The sequence below is a fragment of the Psychroserpens burtonensis DSM 12212 genome (assembly GCF_000425305.1).
Taxonomy (GTDB): domain Bacteria; phylum Bacteroidota; class Bacteroidia; order Flavobacteriales; family Flavobacteriaceae; genus Psychroserpens; species Psychroserpens burtonensis.
The window spans coordinates 120,696-141,428 of the sequence record NZ_AUDE01000011.1 but is presented as its reverse complement, the minus strand read 5'-3'; the positions used below and the strand labels follow the sequence as shown (position 1 = coordinate 141,428).

The 20,733-nt window shown below is 35.1% G+C and carries 19 protein-coding genes; 16 read left to right on the top strand and 3 right to left on the bottom strand.

Features of this window, described 5'->3' with window-relative positions:
- Nucleotides 1-13 precede the first annotated feature (13 nt).
- The 4 genes from H593_RS0105215 (at nucleotide 14) to H593_RS0105200 (ending at nucleotide 4,998) form a co-directional block, all read left to right on the top strand.
- Nucleotides 14-487 carry a nucleoside deaminase gene (locus H593_RS0105215; RefSeq protein ID WP_028871468.1) on the top strand — a complete coding sequence of 158 codons (474 nt, stop codon included), beginning with the start codon at nucleotides 14-16 and terminating at the stop codon, nucleotides 485-487.
- A gap of 3 nt (nucleotides 488-490) precedes the next feature.
- On the top strand, nucleotides 491-1,903 hold the full coding sequence (locus H593_RS0105210; protein ID WP_037051541.1) for an FAD binding domain-containing protein: 1,413 nt from the start codon (nucleotides 491-493) through the stop codon (nucleotides 1,901-1,903).
- A complete protein-coding gene (locus H593_RS0105205; RefSeq protein ID WP_084142270.1) occupies nucleotides 1,896-4,220 on the top strand; it encodes a xanthine dehydrogenase molybdopterin binding subunit in 2,325 nt (774 codons plus the stop codon). The genes H593_RS0105210 and H593_RS0105205 overlap by 8 nt, the downstream gene beginning before the upstream one ends.
- Nucleotides 4,221-4,623: 403 nt before the next feature.
- Complete coding sequence (locus tag H593_RS0105200; protein ID WP_211224951.1) at nucleotides 4,624-4,998, top strand: hypothetical protein; 375 nt, start codon at nucleotides 4,624-4,626, stop codon at nucleotides 4,996-4,998.
- 52 nt (nucleotides 4,999-5,050) lie between these two features.
- On the opposite strand, the gene H593_RS0105195 is transcribed toward H593_RS0105200, so the two are convergent.
- The 3 genes from H593_RS0105195 to xdhC are packed head-to-tail and all read right to left on the bottom strand — an operon-like array spanning nucleotide 5,051 to nucleotide 7,321.
- Nucleotides 5,051-5,551: a nucleoside-triphosphatase gene (locus H593_RS0105195; protein WP_028871464.1), complete on the bottom strand. Its 501-nt coding sequence runs from the start codon at nucleotides 5,549-5,551 to the stop codon at nucleotides 5,051-5,053.
- On the bottom strand, nucleotides 5,548-6,555 hold the full coding sequence (locus H593_RS0105190) for a hypothetical protein (protein WP_028871463.1): 1,008 nt from the start codon (nucleotides 6,553-6,555) through the stop codon (nucleotides 5,548-5,550). Before H593_RS0105190 ends, H593_RS0105195 begins: the two co-directional genes overlap by 4 nt.
- Nucleotides 6,545-7,321: a xanthine dehydrogenase accessory protein XdhC gene (gene xdhC / locus H593_RS0105185; protein WP_028871462.1), complete on the bottom strand. Its 777-nt coding sequence runs from the start codon at nucleotides 7,319-7,321 to the stop codon at nucleotides 6,545-6,547. Before xdhC ends, H593_RS0105190 begins: the two co-directional genes overlap by 11 nt.
- 177 nt (nucleotides 7,322-7,498) lie before the next feature.
- On the opposite strand from xdhC, the gene H593_RS0105180 reads away from it, so the two are divergent.
- The 12 genes from H593_RS0105180 to H593_RS0105125 all read left to right on the top strand — a co-directional run bounded on the left by H593_RS0105180 (nucleotide 7,499) and on the right by H593_RS0105125 (nucleotide 20,703).
- The gene (locus tag H593_RS0105180; protein WP_028871461.1) at nucleotides 7,499-7,834 is read left to right on the top strand and encodes an arsenosugar biosynthesis-associated peroxidase-like protein; all 336 of its coding nucleotides are present in this window, start codon (nucleotides 7,499-7,501) and stop codon (nucleotides 7,832-7,834) included.
- A gap of 6 nt (nucleotides 7,835-7,840) precedes the next feature.
- On the top strand, nucleotides 7,841-8,905 hold the full coding sequence (arsS, locus tag H593_RS0105175; protein WP_028871460.1) for an arsenosugar biosynthesis radical SAM (seleno)protein ArsS: 1,065 nt from the start codon (nucleotides 7,841-7,843) through the stop codon (nucleotides 8,903-8,905).
- Nucleotides 8,906-9,038: 133 nt separating this feature from the next.
- Complete coding sequence (locus tag H593_RS0105170) at nucleotides 9,039-9,722, top strand: DUF2064 domain-containing protein (protein ID WP_028871459.1); 684 nt, start codon at nucleotides 9,039-9,041, stop codon at nucleotides 9,720-9,722.
- A 104-nt stretch (nucleotides 9,723-9,826) separates the two neighbouring features.
- On the top strand, nucleotides 9,827-13,021 hold the full coding sequence (locus H593_RS0105165; RefSeq protein WP_028871458.1) for a SusC/RagA family TonB-linked outer membrane protein: 3,195 nt from the start codon (nucleotides 9,827-9,829) through the stop codon (nucleotides 13,019-13,021).
- Between the two features lie 10 nt (nucleotides 13,022-13,031).
- Nucleotides 13,032-14,474: a SusD/RagB family nutrient-binding outer membrane lipoprotein gene (locus tag H593_RS0105160; RefSeq protein WP_028871457.1), complete on the top strand. Its 1,443-nt coding sequence runs from the start codon at nucleotides 13,032-13,034 to the stop codon at nucleotides 14,472-14,474.
- Nucleotides 14,475-14,622: 148 nt separating this feature from the next.
- Nucleotides 14,623-15,963: a sodium:solute symporter family transporter gene (locus tag H593_RS0105155; protein ID WP_028871456.1), complete on the top strand. Its 1,341-nt coding sequence runs from the start codon at nucleotides 14,623-14,625 to the stop codon at nucleotides 15,961-15,963.
- 25 nt (nucleotides 15,964-15,988) lie between these two features.
- Nucleotides 15,989-16,816 (top strand): metallophosphoesterase family protein, encoded by an 828-nt coding sequence (locus H593_RS0105150; protein ID WP_028871455.1) that lies wholly within the window; start codon nucleotides 15,989-15,991, stop codon nucleotides 16,814-16,816.
- Between the two features lie 4 nt (nucleotides 16,817-16,820).
- Nucleotides 16,821-17,339, top strand: coding sequence for a rhodanese-like domain-containing protein (locus H593_RS0105145; RefSeq protein WP_028871454.1), 519 nt, complete (start codon nucleotides 16,821-16,823; stop codon nucleotides 17,337-17,339).
- The gene (locus H593_RS18535; protein WP_037051536.1) at nucleotides 17,336-17,944 is read left to right on the top strand and encodes a TIGR04282 family arsenosugar biosynthesis glycosyltransferase; all 609 of its coding nucleotides are present in this window, start codon (nucleotides 17,336-17,338) and stop codon (nucleotides 17,942-17,944) included. The genes H593_RS0105145 and H593_RS18535 overlap by 4 nt, the downstream gene beginning before the upstream one ends.
- Nucleotides 17,937-18,749 (top strand): purine-nucleoside phosphorylase, encoded by an 813-nt coding sequence (locus H593_RS0105135; RefSeq protein WP_028871453.1) that lies wholly within the window; start codon nucleotides 17,937-17,939, stop codon nucleotides 18,747-18,749. The genes H593_RS18535 and H593_RS0105135 overlap by 8 nt, the downstream gene beginning before the upstream one ends.
- 2 nt (nucleotides 18,750-18,751) lie before the next feature.
- On the top strand, nucleotides 18,752-19,720 hold the full coding sequence (gene arsM, locus H593_RS0105130; protein WP_028871452.1) for an arsenosugar biosynthesis arsenite methyltransferase ArsM: 969 nt from the start codon (nucleotides 18,752-18,754) through the stop codon (nucleotides 19,718-19,720).
- A gap of 95 nt (nucleotides 19,721-19,815) precedes the next feature.
- Nucleotides 19,816-20,703: a sterol desaturase family protein gene (locus H593_RS0105125; protein WP_028871451.1), complete on the top strand. Its 888-nt coding sequence runs from the start codon at nucleotides 19,816-19,818 to the stop codon at nucleotides 20,701-20,703.
- Nucleotides 20,704-20,733: the final 30 nt, after the last annotated feature.

Sequence of the window (20,733 nt, the reverse complement as noted above, 5' to 3'; positions counted from 1 at the left end):
CAAATAATTATATATGACAAATAAAGAACAATTCATGAAAGAAGCGGTAAATGCTGCTCTCAAAGGAATGAATAATAACGAAGGTGGCCCTTTTGGTTGTGTCGTCGTAAAAGATGGTAAAATTGTTGGTAGAGGTAATAACAAAGTTACGTCAACCAATGACCCAACAGCACATGCCGAAGTTACAGCTATTAGAGATGCTTGTAAAAACTTAGATTCTTTTCAGTTAGATGGTTGCGAAATTTATACGTCTTGTGAACCTTGCCCTATGTGTTTAGGTGCTATTTATTGGGCTCGACCAGATAAAGTGTATTACGGAAGTAACCAAGTAGATGCAGCAAATATTGGCTTTGATGATGAATTCATTTATAAAGAAATCCCGTTGCCTTATGCAGAAAGAAGCATCCCATTTGAGCAATTAGCTCGTGAAATCGCATTAGAACCTTTCCAAGAATGGACTAAAAAAATGGATAAAACTGAGTATTAGCAGATGATAACCTTCATCCTAAATAATAAAACCATAAAAACGTCAGAACATTCTGGGATGACCTTATTGGATTTTATACGCTATGAACAACGTCTTACAGGAACCAAAATTGGTTGTCGCGAAGGCGATTGTGGCGCCTGTACAATTCTTGTTGGCACCTTAGAAAATGATGTGATCCAATACCAAAGTATCACCTCTTGTATTTCTCCCCTCGGAAATGCGCATGGCAAACACATTGTTAGCGTTGAAGGTACAAATCTTCAAAACAAGCTCACTGCTCAGCAAGAAGCTATGAAAGCTAATTATGCAACCCAATGCGGATTTTGCACACCTGGTTTTGTAGTCTCACTAACGGGTTTTGCGCTTTCAAATTCTGAAAAAAATTACAGCAATGCGTTGGATGCTATTGGTGGTAATATTTGCAGATGCACAGGGTACAAAGCCATCGAAAAAGCGGCACATCAAGTAGTTTCTAATTTAAAAGACAAAACGGAAGATTACTCATTCAATTGGTTGATTGAAAACGAATTTATACCTAAATATTTCGCAACAATTCCTGAACGATTAAAAGATTTAGAAGCTAAAGATATCAATCAACCTCAAGGAAAATATGTCTCTGGCGGGACAGATCTATATGTACAACAAGCCGACCATTTAGTAGATAATTCGGTACATCTTATTGCAGATAAAAATTATTTAAAAGGTATCAGTATTGAAAACGATGTGTGCACAATAGGGACCAATTCTACGGTTTCAGATTTATGGAATCACAGTGAACTAAACACCTGTTTTCTAAAGTTAAAAGAACATTTAAAATTAGTGTCTTCAGAGCAAATTAGAAATATGGCTTCTTTTGGTGGTAATTTGGTTAACGCCTCTCCTATTGGAGATATGACGATTTTCTTTTTAGCACTTAATAGTGATGTCGTTATTTTAGATCCCGAAGGAAAAGAAAGGAAAAAAGCACTCAAACACTTTTATCAAGGCTACAAAACTTATGATTTAAAAGACGGTGAATTATTAAAAGCTATTAGCTTCAAATTACCGACTATGCAATCATTTTTCAATTTTGAGAAAGTCTGTAAGCGAACCCATTTGGATATTGCAAGCGTCAACTCTGCGATTTATATTTCCATAGAAAACAATATAATTTCAAAAGCACATATATCGATTGGTGGTGTTGCTGCTATTCCTAAGTATTTACATGAGACTTCAAAATTTTTAACAGGAAAAAGGCTCTCTTCGGAAACGATATTAGAAGCCAATGATCTATTACAAAGTGAAATTTCGCCAATAAGTGATGTTCGTGGCACGAGTGATTACAAACGCCTATTGGCTCGACAATTATTCTTTGCGCATTTCATGGAGTTATTTCCGAAGCAATTCACATTAAACGACTTTGTTCAGCATGCATAAACAAAAATCAAATAATACCTTAGATTCTAAATTAGAGGCGGTTTCCATGTCTATAAAACAAAGTATCAAAAACATGGACTCTTTCACTCATGTTCGCGGTGAGTCGGTATATGTTGATGATATTAATATTAAACAAGGCACGTTTCATGGCGTTGTTTTTGATTCACCAAAAGCACATGGAAAAATCAAACACATCGATTATTCTAAAGCAGAAGCTTTAGAAGGAGTTGAACGTATTTTCACCTACAAAGATATTCCAGGAGCAAACCAAATTGGAGGCATCATACCAGACGAACCTTTGTTTGCAGAAGACGAAGTTCATTTTTGGGGAATGCCAATTGCTTTAATTGTTGCGAAATCTGAATTTATTGCAAGAAAAGCCAGAGCATTAATTGAAATAGACATAGAAGAATTACCAGTGATCACAACTGCAAAAGAAGCTAAAGCTAAAGGTAGTTTTATCAATGCACCGCGCTCTTTTAGTTTAGGCGATTCTAAAAAAGCATTTGCAGCTTGCGCGTATGTCTTTAAAGGAGAAACATTCTCAAACGGACAAGAACATCTTTACATCGAAACTCAAGGTGCCTATGCAGAACCTCAAGAAAACGGAAACATAAAAATCACCTCATCAACTCAAGGTCCAACTGCAGTTCAAAAAACGATAGCACAAGTTTTAGGTGTTGCAATGCACAAAATTGAAGTGGATGTCACACGTCTTGGTGGTGGATTTGGAGGTAAAGAAGATCAAGCAACACCTTGGGCTGTAATGGCTGCTTTGGCAAGCTATCATTTAAATCAGTCAGTGAAATTAATATTGAATCGCCACGACGATTTACGAATGACAGGCAAACGCCATCCCTATGAAAGTTCTTATAAAATTGGACTCTCAAAAGATTTAAAAATACTGGCTTACGAAGCAGAATTTCTTCAAAACTCTGGAGCTGCAGCAGATTTATCACCTGCAATTGCTGAACGAACCTTGTTTCATGCTACCAATAGTTATTATGTACCAAATGTAAAAACAACAGTTATTAGTTGTAAAACTAACTTACCACCTAACACTGCATTTCGAGGGTTTGGTGGACCGCAAGGCATGTTTGTCATTGAATCTGCTATTGCTAGAGCCGCAAGTGAAATTGGAGTGTCGTCTAGACAAATTCAGGAAGTGAATTTATTAGATGAAAACGACACGTTCTCTTATGGTCAAATTGCTAAAAAGGTGGAAGCTAAAAACACTTGGAATTCTGCAAAATCTATATTTAATCTTGAAACTTTAGAACGCAATGTAAAAGAATTCAATGAGGCGAACTCAACTTTCAAAAAAGGATTGGCTTTAATGCCAATTACTTTTGGGATTTCATTTACGAATACGCCTATGAATCATGCGCGTGCCTTGGTTCATGTTTATCTCGACGGAAGTATTGGAATTAGCACAGCTGCTGTCGAAATGGGACAAGGTGTCAATACGAAAATGATGCAAATTGCATCTGATGTGTTTTCGGTTCCCATTGAAAAAATAAAAATTGAAACCACCAATACTACTAGAGTTGCGAATACGTCACCTTCGGCTGCGAGTTCTACTGCAGATTTAAATGGAAAAGCAACCTTAATGGCTTGCAATACACTGTTAGAACGATTGGTAAAAGTCGCTTCAGAAGATTTAAATGTTTCCGTAGAAGACATCAAATTAAAAGCTGAATTCGTGTATATCAATGAAAAAAAATCAGAATTATCATGGACAGATCTCGTTAGTAAGACCATGTTAAAACGAGTGGCTCTAACTGAAAATGCTCATTATGCGACACCAGAGATTCACTTTGATAAAACTAAAGAAAAAGGACACCCATTTGCCTATCATGTTTACGGTACAGCGATTATTACAACCACTGTAGATTGTACTCGTGGCACTTATGAATTTGATAGTGTTAAGATTGTTCATGACTACGGAAAAAGCATGAGTGAAGGCATTGACTTAGGTCAAGTGGAAGGAGCGTTAGCACAAGGTATTGGCTGGATGACAATGGAGGAAATTGCCTATAATGATGAAGGACGCTTGCTATCAAACGCACTATCAACGTATAAGATACCAGACATATTTTCTGTACCTAAATATGTAGAAGTGATTCCTGTAGAAACAGATGGTAATGATATGGCTATTTTAAAATCAAAAGCTGTTGGAGAACCACCTTTAATGTATGGAATTGGCGCCTATTTCGCGCTTCAAAATGCGATTAAAGCCTTTAATACTAAACATCAATTGAAATTTCATGCACCTATGACTCCTGAAAAAGTATTGATGAGTTTGTATGAAAAATAAAATTGCCCTTGTTAATGTTTTTCACCAAAAAACATTGATTATACAGAACGACTGTTGGTAAAAACACCAACAGTGGCAAATTAAACATAAGAGTACAAGTATCTTGCGAAGTCTCTTTTTGAGCTTGTAGGTATACTTTTTAGACAAAACAGCTAGCCTAGGTTAGCGTTTTACAAAAACGAACGTTAAGTACAAATATTGACAAAACCTTATTTAATCTTTTGTCAAATAAGATAATATGAACGAATACCTACAAAGTTTTAAAAACCTTGCAGGATAAAACAACGATATCGCACTGCATTATAAAAAATCAAACATTCTCAAAGGCGCTATAATTTATAGCGCTGGTGACACTATTGCTGCACTTTTATTAGATGAATTCTCTTGGTATCGTTTATTTGGAATGATGTTCGTTGGCGCCACTTTTTACGCTTTTGAAATACCAAATTATTTTGATTGGATCGTCAAAAAAACAGAATATTTCAATGGTTTAGAAGCAACGTTGACCAAAACTGTTTTAGCTGTTTTATATTTTAACCCGTTATGGATTGCAAGACATTTGCTGTTTATCAAATTATTCTCTGGACAATTTGAAGCTATTGGTGTTAATCTTATAGAAGTTGCTTTATGGTCATTTATAGTGAATATTCCTATTTCATTTGTGGCGAATTATATCATTCAAAACCGATTTAAACTAAAATGGCGATTTATGGGAAGTGCTATTTTTTCCGCTTTAATGGCGATTTATTACGCGATGAGTGAGACTTTATTTAGTTGACAAATTCCTGCGAAGGCAGGAATCTCTTTAAATCTGCAAAAGGCATTCCCTATCAAGTGTAGAATAACAAATCACTTAAATCCTCTTTCTTTAAAGTTTGATATTCAGAAATATTATAAAATTCAATAATATCATCCAATAAATAACTGCGAACCACAAGAATTAAATGATGCTTATCATCCTTCAAAAATTTAGGGATTAGAGCTTCAGCGGCAGTATGTAAACCTTCTTTATTAAGTTCTAACCTCCCCAACTCATCTACAATTATATATTGATTTTTATTTTCCGAAGTAAGAGAAATTAGGTAATCATTTGCTTTTTTAAATGCAGATCTCAAAAAATTAAATGCCCCTATTGATACCATTTTTGTGCTATCAACTTCAGATTCAATTTCAAGTTCAAATTCCACCTTGGATTTTACATTCAAGAAATAACGTTTCCCGTCTTCATTATCTGGACATAACCATCCATCAACGTCATCTCTTTGATCTGTCCAATTTAACAGGGCTGTGGTTTTCCCTGTTCGTATATCTCCTGTTAATATATAAATCATTGTGATGGCATTTTAAAATGAATACAGTTAGATATACTATTTGCCATAAAATATTTAAATCGCGTGTAACCTTTTAACTCTTTAGTCTCTTTCCAAGTGTATGAAATAATCTGTCTAAAATAGGGAAACAAATCCATCGCATTCGTAATATCTTCTTTGTATTGTAATTCTTTTTTATTGAGGTGTTTTCGAATTAATTTCAATAGTAAAGGACCAATAATCAAATACCAAAGCATTAAAATTAAGAAGCTACGAAGCACTATATAAATACCTTTTTTCCATCCAAACAAATCACCTCCAAAGAATGAAAATGCTAAAACAATTACTGCGACCGTAATTAACCAAATCCAAATTGCTTTAGTTTTAAAAGACACTTTTGATGTGGTCTTATCTGAATCTAAATTATCCGTCTTTATATAAAAATCAGCTTCTTTTTTATTCGCGATAATATTCATAATACTCTTGATAAACAGTCCTGCTAGAAGCCCGCAAATGCCATAGACCAAAAGATAGATAGTTATTAAAACAGAGGTTGTAGACGTCTCTGAAACAAATTCCATTTTCTCCTGAACCCAAGCACCATAGAGATCAATAGCTTCCCAAAGTCCGCCTCCATATACGATCGTAAGGATGAATATTTTCTGCACTGCAGACTCTAAAAACGTCACCATTCCTAAAATCATCAAAGTGACTCCTTTCCATGAAAACTGAGTAAACAAAAATGCTCCAAAAAGCCCCTGAAAACTAACAGCAACATAAGCTCCAAACGGCGAATACGGACTTACAGCCATTTTTATAATCAAAACAATGAGTAACGCTTTTAAAATAGTTTGCCATTTATTTTCAGCATAATACGCAATTAAGCTAATAAGTAAAATGGCAATTCCACCAACAATTAACCCCGTAAACGGTGTATTAAAAACATGTAAAAACCCCCCGAGACCAGACTCGTTTAAAGCCCAAAGTGCAGTTAATTTATCTATGATGGATTTGTTATTCTTCATTTTTATAATGCACTTGCAGTAATTGTGCAACAACGCTTATCGCAATTTCTTTTGGTGTGTCTCCACCTATTGGCAAACCAATTGGACACACAACATTACTCATTCCTTCTTCAATCCCCATGTCATTAATAAGCATATTATTAAAGCGTACTTTTTTTGTCTTACTGCCTATTAGACCCAAAAATTTAGTGTCTTCTTTTAATGCCATTGATATAATATCAAAATCGATGGCATGGTTATGAGTCAATACTAAAACATAACAACCTCGTCCCCAACGTACAGCATCTCTAAACGTTTTAAAATCTATTTCACTAACCTCACATTGATTGATACTATCGTCTAATTGTTTTTCTTCAAACCAATTCTTTCGAGAATCAATAAGGGTCACTTTAAATGGTGTCCCAATGAGCAATTTCACGATTTCTTGCCCAATATGTCCAGCTCCAAATAAAAATAATTCTGGTGATTGGTTCATAGGTTCTATTATAAATTCTACTTTTCCTCCACAGCATTGCTCAAACTCTGGTCCTAAAGTATATCCAGATTCAATTATTTTATTGTCATGCAAAGCCTTCAAGGCTTGTTCAATAGCCAAATATTCTAATTTACCGCCTCCAATAGTTCCAAAGAGCTCATTGTTTTCGGTAATTATCATTCGAGAACCAAGAACACAAGGTGTTGACCCATAACATTTTGTCACAGTCACAAGTGCCACAGCTTGTTGCTTTTCTTTAAATTCAGATAATAATTCAATCCAATTCTTCATTCTTGATTAAAAGAGAATTTAAAAGTAAGCCTTTTTTAGTGCAAACCATATTTCATTTTTGTGATAAAAAAAAATTAGTATTCTGCTGAATTTTCTGTTAAGTTTGATAAATAATAGCGACTTAAAAACCCGATACACAATTATTACGTAAATAAAATAACCCTTAGAAAAATCAACATGTCAAAAACATATTACGATCCTGCAGACCTTAGAAAGTTTAGTGAAATCACCGAATGGGGAGAAGAATTAGGTAACAAATTCTTTGAATACTACGGAAAAGTTTTTGAGGAAGGTGCACTTACAGCTCGTGAAAAATCTTTAATTGCTTTAGCTGTTGCACATACTGAGCAGTGTCCTTATTGTATAGATGCTTACACAAAAGATGGTTTACAACGCGGTGTGACAAAAGAAGAAATGATGGAAGCCATTCATGTTGGTGCTGCTATAAAAAGTGGTGCAACGTTAGTGCATGGTGTCCAAATGATGAATAAAGTAAATAAACTAGACGGTTAATAGTAAATGACGAAATTAAAGACCCAATCCCTACAAAAAAAAGGAAGCGATTTAGCTCAGAGTAACAAACAGCTCGACATTTTATCTAATGGTATTTTTCAAAACGGAGAATTACCAACATTCAAAACTAAAATTTCTGAGACGAGTCAATTTCCACTTACAGCTAAAAAGTTAGAAATTCTTCAAATCAATGTTGGTTACATGTGCAATCAAGTTTGTGATCATTGCCATGTTGATGCTGGTCCAGACCGGAAAGAAATCATGACACGTGATACAATGAGACAGTGCTTGGAAGTTATAAAAACTTCTGGAGCACATACTTTAGACTTAACTGGGGGAGCGCCAGAAATGAATCCAGATTTTAGATGGTTCGTTGAAGAAGCATCCAAAGTTGGAGTCAAAGATTTTATTGTACGTTCTAACCTAACGATTATTAGAGCCAACAAAAAATATTATGATTTGCCAGAGTTTTTCAAAAAACATAACGTTCATGTCGTAAGCTCAATGCCACACTGGACAAAAGGAAAAACAGACAAACAACGTGGAGATGGTGTTTTCGATAAATCAATAAAAGCACTACAAGAACTCAATGCTGTTGGTTACGGAATGCCAGATAGCGACTTGCGGTTAGACTTGGTTTATAACCCATCGGGAGCATTTTTACCAGGAGATCAATCTGCAATGGAAAAAGATTTCAAAAAAGCGTTAATGGAAGATTTTGGAATTGAATTTCACAATCTTTTTGCTATTACTAATTTACCAATAGCACGTTTTCTGGATTATTTAATTGCTTCAGAAAATTATGAAGATTATATGTACTCACTTGTTGAAGCATACAATCCAGCTGCTGTTGCTAACGTAATGTGTACAAATACGCTCTCAATTAGTTGGGATGGCTATTTATTTGATTGTGATTTTAATCAAATGTTAGAACTACCTGTAAATAGTAAATCTAAGCATATTTCAGAATTCAACGAAGAACAATTAGAAGGACGTAATATCGTTATTTCACAACATTGTTATGGTTGTACTGCTGGCGCAGGAAGCAGCTGTCAAGGTGTCGTGGCATAATAAATTCATTTGTGGCAAAAAATAAATAGAAACTGGAATAGTCCCCACAAGATTTGATACTGAAATAAATTCAGCACAATAGACTTACGTAATAACATAAAAAATGAAATCTCTGCCTACGCAGAGAATTTATATGAATAACAATACAGCCATATTAATTTTTGCAAACTCTGCTGAATTTGAAGCGATACAAAAACCGTTTCAATCTTCACAGGTTTTATTTGATGCCCTTAATTCGCATACATTAAACATCGTAAAAAAAACAGGCTTATCTTATTTTTTATCTTCAGAAAAAAACCAAACAGGAAATTCCTTTGGTGAACGTTTCACAAATGCCATTCAGTCTGTTTACAATAAAGGCTTTGAAACTGTTATTACCATTGGAAATGATACACCTCACCTAAAAACAAATCATCTTTTAAAAGCTGTACATTATTTACAGCAAAACGATATTGTATTAGGACCATCTAAGGATGGTGGTTTCTATTTAATGGGATTAAAACAATCTTATTTTAATAGCGAAACCTTCTTGAAATTACCTTGGCAAACTTCGAAACTATGTAGAAGTATTTCACGATTAGTAATTTCTAAACATATTAAATTGTCATATCTTGAAATACTTTCAGATATTGATACGATTACGGATACAGAAACTATAATTGACAGTTTCAGAGGTATTCCAAGGCATATAAAACAACTTTTACTACCCTATATTTCAGTAGAAAAAAAGATTACAAACTCTCTTTTCTCTTCTATTGAAACTTCAATACAAGCACTTCTTTTTAATAAAGGTTCTCCTGCGTTGCATCATCTTTAACAAAAAAAATCAAAATTCTTTTGGTGACTAAGTCTATTGACTCCAGCTCCTAATAGAATTATCTAAAATTCAATTAAAAAGATACCCGCTTCTGTGGGCAGTTTATGAAGCAAATCTATGCTTGCATCCTGCTATTACTAACAAGTTTTAGCTATGCACAAATCACAGTTACAGGAACAATTACAAGTGAAATTGACAGTCAACCATTAGCCTATGTCAATATTAGTTCTTCCTCTGGAAGTGGAACTATTTCTGATGAAAATGGAAAATACGCAATCGAAGTATCTTCCTCTGAAGATCAAATTAGATACTCGTATTTAGGTTATGACTTACAAATAGCTATTGTTGGTGATAACACAATTATTGATATCAAAATGATAGAAGATAGCTCCTCTTTAGATGAAGTAGTCATTACAGCTTTAGGCCTTGAACGTGAATCCAAAGAATTGGGTTACGCTGTTCAAGCTTTAGATGAAAAAGCCCTTACAGAAGTCAAAACAGTGAACTTCCTTGATAATATTGCAGGAAAATTAGCAGGTGTAACCGTCTCTCAAGGTGCCACAGGTGTAGGGTCTTCATCGAAAATCACAATTCGCGGTGAATCCTCATTTTCTAATAATAATCCCTTATTTATTGTGGATGGTACACCAATAAATAATGAAACGGTTTTCAATTTTACTAATGAAGCTGCTGCAGGTTTTCAAGAAATTGACTTTGGTAATGGCGCCATGGAAGTCAATCCAGATGACATAGAATCGGTAACCGTTTTAAAAGGAGCTAATGCTGCTGCACTTTATGGAACGCGCGCTTCAAACGGTGTTATCGTAATAAAAACTAAAGATGGTCGTAACAAAAAAGGTTTAGGCGTTAGTTTTAACACATCACTTACTGTCGACTCTGCGTTTCGTTTACCAGATTTTCAAAATCAATATGGTCAAGGTCAATCTGGTCAATTTGAATATGTTGATGGTCTTGGTGGTGGAATTAGCGATAACATCACCTATTCTTGGGGACCACGATTGGATGCCGGACTATTGATTCCGCAATTTGATAGTCCTGTAGATTTAGGAAACGGTATTTTTGTTCGTGGTGGTGACACCTCTTTATACTCTGGGATTCCAATTACTGCAACAGCCTTCAATTCTAATCCAGATAATCTTAAAGATTTCTACGAAACGGGAGTGACCACAATTAATAATTTGTCAATCTCAAACGGATTTGAAACTGGAAATTACCGTTTATCGTTCACAGATCTAAGAAGCGAAGCCATTATTCCAGGAGTTAATCTCGACAGACAAACGGTTGCTGCAAAATTAAATTTTAATCCAAGTGATAAAACAGAAATCAATACTTCAATAAACTATATAAATTCTAGTAGTGACAATAGACCTTCTAATGGTTATGGTAGTGAAAACGGGAATTATTCACTCGTCGCTTGGGGACCACGATCTCTAGATATTAATAGTTTGAGGAATTATTGGCAACCGGGTTTGGAAGGTGTCCAACAATATTCATTTAACTATACTTTTTTTGATAATCCGTTTTTTATTTTAAATGAAAACAGAAACTCATTTGAGCGTGATCGTATCTTCGGAAATATTAGAGTTCACCATAAGATTACAGATAATCTAAGTATTTCGCTGAGATCTGGAATGGATTACAGTAGTGAAACCAGACAATTAAGACGTAGCTTTAGTAGCAATCGTTTTCAAAATGGTGGTTATGCAGAACATGATGTCACCTTTAGAGAAGTCAATACCGATTTTTTAGTCAACTATAACAATCCGTTTGGTGATCTCTCTTTTGATGTCTCTTTCGGCGGAAATCGTCTCGCCCAAAACGCATCAACTAAACAATTACAAACAGTTAACTTAGCACAACCTGGGATTTTCAATCTTAATAATGCCGCATCGCCAATTGAAGCATTTCAGTTTGAAAGTAGGAAACGCATCAACTCACTTTACGGAATTGCTAAATTTGGTTATAAAGACTATTTATTCTTAGATATAACAGGACGTAATGATTGGTCTAGTGCTCTAGCAACACCCTTCTCTGTTGATGGTACGTCGTTCTTTTATCCTTCGGTTTCTACAAGTTTTATTGTATCCAATGTTACTGAATTACCAGACGTATTTTCTTTTGCCAAATTAAGAGCAAGTGTTGCTCAAGTAGGAAATGATACTGGAGCGTATCAAACTTCTGGAGCGTTTGTATCTCAAACCCCTTTTAATGGTCAGCCAACATTTAGTGATCAAAACTTTATCCCGAATTCAAACTTAAAACCAGAACAAACCACATCGTTTGAGATTGGTACCGATTTACGTTTCTTCAAAGACCGTTTAACTTTTGATTTGACGTATTATAACGCAACCACCAGAGATCAAATCATCTCCTTACCAATTGCTGTGTCTTCTGGATACAATCAACAAGTCGTCAATGGTGGAGAAGTAAACTCGCAAGGTATTGAAATCATTTTAGGCGCTACACCTATTAAAAATCAAAATTTTAGATGGAATACGCTCTTTAATTTTGCAACAAGTCGTGCAACCATTAAAGATTTACCGCAAGAAGATGGCAGACTAACTCTCGCATACAGCAGGATTTATGACAGTGCGAACCAAACGGTTTGGTTTCAAGTGGAAGAAGGTGGACGCATTGGTGACATTTACGGAACTGGCTATTTGAGAAATGATAATGGTGATTTTATAATTGACGACAACGGGCGATTTATAGCAGACAACAACCTTCAAAAAATAGGGAATTATAATCCAGATTTTACATTAGGATGGAATAACAACTTCAGTTATAAAAATTGGACTATGAGTTTCTTATTTGACTGGAGGCAAGGTGGAGAAATCGTATCCCGAACTCGCGCTTTAGGGAATGTTGGAGGTCAATTAGCAGAAACTACTTTTAGACCAGATGATGGCATCACAGCTCAAGGCATCAACCAAACGACAGGTGAACCAAATACAGTTTCTGTCTCTGCAGAAAGTTATTACAGACAATTTTACGATAGGAACCATGAAGAAAACAATGTGTATGATGCCTCTTTTTTGAAGCTACGACAATTTTCTATTGGCTACGATTTTAAACTAAAAGGTGGCTTTTTAGGATTAAAAGAAGGTGCAGATTTAAGCTTATCACTCATTGGAAACAACTTATTTGTGATTACTAAAAATCCGCATTTTGATCCAGAACAACTCGCAGTGCAAGGCAATGGCTTTGTAAGTGGTGTTGAAGATATGAGTTATGCTTCTACACGAAGTATCGGATTTAAAGCCGGATTTAATTTCTAAACTAATTAAGATGAAAAACATAAAACACCTATTTATATTTTTAGGTCTTCTAGCACTAGTGAGTTGCACTAAAGACTTTGAAGACATTAATACTAACCCAAATTCACCAAGCGCTGTACAACCAAGCTTACTATTACGTCAAGTGATTTATGATTTTGGAGAAAACATGAGTTACGAAGGATTTGTAGCTGGTGATTTATTGTCACAACATAGAACCGCCTTAGATTTTAATCTCTTTGATCGTCATGCACTTAAATCACCACAATTAGGAGGAAATCCTTGGCCAGTGTTTTACACAAATCTTCGCGATAATGAGATTATTTTAAATCAGTCGAGAACCGTTAAAACCTTTTCAGTTTATGAAGGTCCAGCGTTAATTCTAAAAGCTTATATGACTGCTGGTTTGACAGACTTATTTGGCGACGTTCCCTATTTTGAAGCCTTTAATGGTGTCAACGGAACTGTCACACCTACTTATGATTTACAAGAAGATATTTACTTAAATGAGAATGGAATTCTAGATAATCTAAACAAGGGCATTGCCGCTATTGAGGCATACAGTGATGTGATTCCATTGGAAGGAGATATTTTATTTAATGGCGATTTAAGTGCTTGGGTACGTTTTGCAAATTCCCTAAAAATTAAACATTTGCTACGCATTTCTGGACAAGTTGATGTTTCCGCAGAATTACAAACTGTTTTTGATGGTGGTAATTATATCACATCAAATGTTCAAAACGCGATATTCAATTTTACAAATACAGATCCTAATAGTTTTCGTTTAGCACAATTACGTGTTGGTGATTTCAACAATTTTGTATTGTCTGAAACAATGGATGACATCCTAACAGACTTGAATGATACAAGAATTGAAACCTTCTTTAGACCATTTTCAAATTCATCAACTGGAGAATTTAATGGATTAATTAACGGTATTGATCCATCAGAAACGTCTGTAACCTTATCAGATTATTCGTTAGCAGGACCTTCTTTTAGAGAAGACACTTCAAGCCTTGATGCAAATTTCATAACCGCTTGGGAAGTTCAATTTGCCTTAGCAGAGGCGGCAGCAAGAAATCTGATTGTAGCAGATGCTCAAAATTTATATGACACTGGCGTTGCACTGGCTTTCGAGTACTGGAATACCGAGTTACCTCTAGATTACTTAATAGGAAACGCCGCTTTCAATGCACCCGGAACAACACCTGTACAACAAATCGTGACTCAAAAATGGATTGCCAATGTGATTAATGGCTATGAAGGTTGGATAGAGTATCGCAGAACAGGACTCCCTGAATTAGGGACAATTTCGGCAAGTTTTAATAATGATTTAATCCCTGTTCGCATGCCTTATCCCGCAGAAGAAGACGCTTTAAATAATGAGAATTACACAATTGTAGCAGCAGCAACCGATGATAATAGTATTAATGTGAAGGTTTGGTGGAATGAGTAATCCTATCCCTAGCCCTTTGCAAAGGAAAGGGAAACGTGTGAGAGACTGGATGAATAATAAATAATGAGAAACGAAACCTCACGAAGAAACACGATCGAGCAAGAGTCCCTTCACTTTGGGAAGGTTAGGATGGTATTTAGATAGGAACATGGAAACAATACACTGGCAATGGACATTAATACTCGTATCAAGTTTGATACTGTTTTTCTTGTCCCCATTAGCAAAAACTAGAGATCAGTTTTTTAAAGCTGTGAGTAACCGCAAAGCACCAAATACTTTGGTATTGACTGGGAGCTTAATTATCTCATGGATTTTTGCCAAAAGCATCACAAATGCTGCAAATCTAGGTCTTGATTATGGGATTGTTGGCGGTGTTGCTTATGCTGGTTATTATTTGTCATTCGCGGTTGCTGGTATATTGATTTACCAAATGCGAACTAAAGGTAGATTTAAAAGTATTCACGAATTCCTAACCACAAAATTTGGGAAAGGTGCTATGGCTATTTTCTCTATTTTAATTGCTATTCGTTTATTTAACGAGGTGTGGAGTAATACGATGGTTATTGGTAGTTATTTTGGAGAATCTGGAAGTCAGCCTTATTATTTAGCTATAATAGTTTTTACGGTATTGACTTTAGCCTATGCCGTAAAAGGTGGATTGAGCAGTTCTATATTTACAGATGTAATACAAATGGTCTTGTTTTCGGTATTGTTGATGATAATTTTGGGCACTATTTTTTCTACGGAAGATTTCTCGACAACAGACATTGTAACCTCTGGAACATGGAGTTTTGAACTAGGGCTTAACTTATTTTTTGCAGCGATTATACAGTCATTTAGTTATCCGTTTCATGATCCTGTATTGACAGATCGCGCATTTATAACCTCTCCAAAAGTAACACGAAGAAGCTTTTTACTAGCTAGTATTTTAGGTGCAATTTGCATCATATTATTTAGTGTCATTGGCGTTTATGCACAAACACAAGGCATGAAAGGTCAAGCGGCAGTTGAAGTAGGGAAAGCCTTTGGTGTGATCATTTTATTAGTCATTAATTTTATTATGATAACGTCTGCTGCATCTACGCTAGATTCGACATTCTCATCGTTTTCTAAGTTATTGGCTGTTGATTTAAAAATGGGGAAAGATTTAACCTTTGGTCGTATATCAATGGCAATAATTGCTATTTTGGGAACGCTTCCTGTATTTTTAGATGTTGAAATTTTATCGGCTACAACCATTTCGGGAACTATGGTCATTGGTTTAACTCCAGTATTTGTATTCTGGAATATGAAAGTACCACGAATTAGTTTTTACTTGAGTGTTATTTGTGGATTGGTTTTTGGGGTTGTATTAGTATTTGGGGTTTTTCCTGAATCCTTAATGTTTACTGAAGGCAAATATGCCGATTTACTTTGGGTCAATGTTTGGGGGATTTTAAGTTGTATTATAATTTATATCATCCCAAAGTTTATCGTAATTAAAAGATAAGATTTCCTGTTGTATGGAAAATGCTATGGATAAAAAAATAGAAGATTTAGGAACCATAAAGGGAAGAATACTACTCTTTGGTGGTGTTTACAGCAATTTACAAGCTTTAGAAGCTATGAAGCACGTTGCTGAACGCGAACAAATTTCCGCAGAAAATTGCATTTGCACAGGAGATATAGTTGGCTATTGTGCGCAACCTGAAGAGACGGTTCAACTGTTTAAACTTTGGAAGGCAAAAAGCATTGTTGGTAATGTAGAAATACAGTTGGGTGAAGGTGCTGAAGACTGCGGTTGTGATTTTAAAAAAGGATCTCGCTGTGATGGATTTTCGCAACAGTGGTATCCATTTGCACAAAGTAAATTATCCAAGAGTTCTTTAACCTTTATGAAAACACTTCCTGACCACATCTCATTTAATTACGCAGAAAAACGTGTAACTGTAGTGCATGGTTCTTATTTTAATACCTCTGCTTTTATCTACAAATCGAGTCCCTGGGAATCAAAACAGCCTGATTTTGATGTCACAAATAGTGATGTCATTATTGCTGGACATTGTGGTTTACCATTTAACCATAAACATGAAAACAAGTTATGGTTAAACCCGGGTGTGATTGGGATGCCAGCAAATGACGGAAACCCAAGTGTATGGTATGCTATTTTGGACGATACTCAAGAAAGCTTTACCTTTAAACATTACACCTTAGACTATAATTATAAGTTGACAAGTAACTTGATGGATAACGGAGTATTACCTCAAGAATATGCTCGAACACTAGTGACTGGTATTTGGGATAATACTGAGATTTTAGCAGAGGTAGAGCGTGATTTACAAGGCGTCAAAATTCAATTATAAAACAATGAAATTAATAGTATTTATCTTCTTCGGAATACTGTCGTTTTCTATGTCTGCACAAGACTCGTTAGACGACTTATTAAAGCAATACAACCACAATACTGTACCTTATATTTCAGTTCAAGAATTAGCCATGCCAAAAACTGAAGCTATTATTTTAGATGCTAGAGAACAATCTGAGTACGCTGTAAGCCATATTAAAGATGCCATTTTTGTTGGGTACGATCATTTCAATCTAGAACAAACGATACAACACCTTCAAGATAGAAATCAAGCTATTGTTGTGTATTGCTCATTAGGAATTAGATCTGAAACGATTGCCAACCGACTTAAAAAAGCTGGCTATACGAACGTCAAAAACTTATATGGTGGTATTTTTGAATGGAGAAACAAGGGTTTTAAGGTTTATAATTCAGAAGATAAAAAAACCGACAGCATTCATGCTTTTTCAAAAGCTTGGAGCAAATGGTTAACTAAAGGAACAAAGGTTTATCCCGAGACTAAAAAAAGTAATTACAATTGAAAACTGCATTAATCATATTTACCAGAAATCCAGAACTAGGTAAATGTAAAACTCGTTTAGCTAAAACTTTAGGTGATCAATCTGCTCTCGATATTTATAAATATTTACTTCAGCATACAGCAAATATTTCAAAAGAGGTAAAGGCAGATCGTTATGTGTTTTATTCTGAAAACATCAACAACGATGATATTTGGAGTGGGGCACATTTCAGTAAAAAACTACAAAAAGGGAATGATTTGGGAGAACGCATGCACAATGCATTTGATGAATTATTAAATTTAGACTATAAAAAAGTCATCATCATTGGCAGTGACTTATTAGATTTAGACGAACAAATTATTGAAGAGGCTATTCAAAAGTTAGATGATAATGATGTCGTTTTAGGCCCTGCAGAAGATGGAGGTTATTATCTATTAGGAATGAAACAACTACATCCAGCTATTTTTAAAAACAAAGCTTGGGGAACCGAGACGGTTAGAGAAGATACGATGTCAGATTTAAAAAACAAGGCCGTATCTTTGCTTAAACCACTTAATGATATCGACACCTTTGACGATATGAAACATTACAACCAACTCAAACAATTTTATACTACGCATGATTAAATTTATACAAGAAACTACTGAATATTTGCAATCTAAAGGTTTTGATAATCCAGAAGTCGGTATTATTTTAGGTACAGGTTTAGGTCAATTAACTAATGAGATTGAGATTATAGCAGAAGTGAGCTATAACCAGATCCCAAACTTTCCTACTGCAACGGTAGAATTTCATAAGGGTAAATTAATTTACGGAAATTTAGCTGGTAAAAAGGTAATTGTGATGCAAGGTCGCTTTCATGTTTATGAAGGGTATTCTTTACAAGACGTGACGTACCCAGTTCGAGTTATGAAACATTTAGGCATCACAACCCTGTTAGTGTCCAATGCCTCTGGAGCTATTAATTTGGACTTTAAAAAAGGTGAACTAATGCTGATTGATGATCATATTAATCTCCAAGGTGGCTCTCCCCTAGCCTTTAAAGGTGTTGGAGAATTAGGTGAGCGTTTTGCAGATATGAGTGCTCCCTATGATCTTGAAATCAATGCTAAATTTAAAACAGTTGCAAAAGCGCATCATATAAAATTACATGAAGGCGTTTATGCGAGTGTCGTTGGACCGCAATTAGAAACCAGAGCAGAGTATAAAATGCTAAAACTTATAGGTGCAGATGCTGTTGGAATGAGCACCGTTCCAGAAGTTATAGTTGCAAATCATTTGAATTTAAAAGTAGTTGCAGTGTCAGTTTTAACAGATGAATGCGACCCAGATAATCTCAAACCTGTAGATATTAGTGAGATTATTGCTATGGCTGGAAAAGCTGAACCCGATATGATCACTTTATTTATAGAATTAATAAAAATGTTATAATTATGAGCTATTTAAATGCTACAAACGATTTATATAAAGACGCTGCGTTAACACCTGATGTTGGCTTGTGTTGTACTACCAATCCAATTTGGGAATTTCCTGGATTAAAAATCCCGAAGATCATGCAAGAAATGAACTACGGCTGTGGCAGTACGGTTCATGCTAGAGATTTAACTAATAACCCTAAAATGCTTTATGTAGGTGTAGGTGGAGGAATGGAATTATTACAATTTTCATATTTCAACCGTGAAAAAGGAGGCGTTATTGGCGTAGATGTTGTTGATGAAATGTTAGAAGCGTCACGCAAAAACTTTATTGAAGCCGAAGCTCAAAATGATTGGTTTAAAAGTGATTTTGTTGAACTTAAAAAGGGAGACGCTTTAAACCTACCTGTTGAAGACAACAGTATTGATGTCGCTGCTCAAAATTGTTTGTTTAACATCTTTAAAGCCGAAGATTTAAAACTCGCTATTGATGAAATGTATCGTATTTTAAAGCCTCATGGTCGTTTAGTAATGAGTGATCCTACTTGTGAGCAACCTATGAACGATACGTTACGAAATGATGATCGTCTTAGAGCGCTTTGTCTTAGTGGAAGTCTACCTATTGACCAATATGTCAAAGCATTAACAGATGCAGGTTTTGGTACTATTGAAATTCGTGCTAGAAAACCCTATAGAATCTTAGATCCAAAAAATTATCCGACAGACGAATTGATTTATATTGAATCTATTGAAGTTGCTGCAATTAAAGATCCAATGCCAGAAGATGGTCCTTGCATTTTTACTGGAAAAGCAGCCATATATTATGGAGATGAAGATTATTTTGATGACAAGGCTGGACATATTTTATTAAAAAATCAACCGCTAGCTATATGTGATAAAACTGCTGGAGCTTTACAAGCTTTGGGAAGAGATGATATCTATTTTAGTGAATCAACCTTTCATTATGATGGCGGTGGATGCTGCTAGGTTCATCGTCTTTACTGCAAAGGCATAAATCTCATTAACTAAAAATAAAAATACACTTTATTTAAGCGAGACTCCTACTTTCATAGGAGCTAAAGATGGAAAAATATATAGACCTCATAAAAAACTCCTATTCTGGTTATTGGAATTATTTGAAGAATGAAATTCTACTTCAAAATAATTGGGATAACTATTTTTATGGATTAATCGCAATTTCGCTTATTGTTTGGTTGTTGGAAGCATTATTCCCATGGAGAAAAAACCAAGGTATGTTCAGAAAAGACTTTTGGTTGGACACCTTTTACATGTTCTTCAATTTCTTTATTCTTAATTTAATTATACTTATCGCTTTATCAAACACGGTCTCAGAATTTTTAAATGATATATTAGAGGGTATAGGGCTTTCATTATCTAGCTTTCAACTCTTTGACTCTACAGATTTACCGAAATGGTTAGGTCTTTTCATTTTCTTTCTAATTAATGATTTTGTGCAATGGAATACACATCGCTTATTACACCGCGTCCCTTGGCTTTGGAATTTCCATAAAGTACATCACAGCGTAAAAGAAATGGGATTTGCTGCCCATTTACGCTATCATTGGATGGAACCTGTGGTCTATAATTCTATTAGATATATTCCTCTTGCAATTATTGCTAATTACAGCTCACAAGATGTTGCTATTGTGTATTTCTTTTCTATCGCCATTGGTCATCTCAACCACGCAAATTTGGGTTGGGACTATGGACAATTGAAATATATTTTCAATAATCCGAAGATGCATATATGGCATCATGCAAAAGAACTCCCTAATCATGTTAGTTTTGGTGTGAATTACGGACTAACATTAAGTATTTGGGATTATATCTTTAAAACAGACTATGTACCTCATGATGGACGAGACATAGAGATTGGTTTTAAAGGTGATGAACACTTCCCAAAAGATTTTTTACACCAAGAATTATATCCGCTTAAAACCAAAATCTAAGGTTTACCGTAAGTGTTTATAATACCTAAA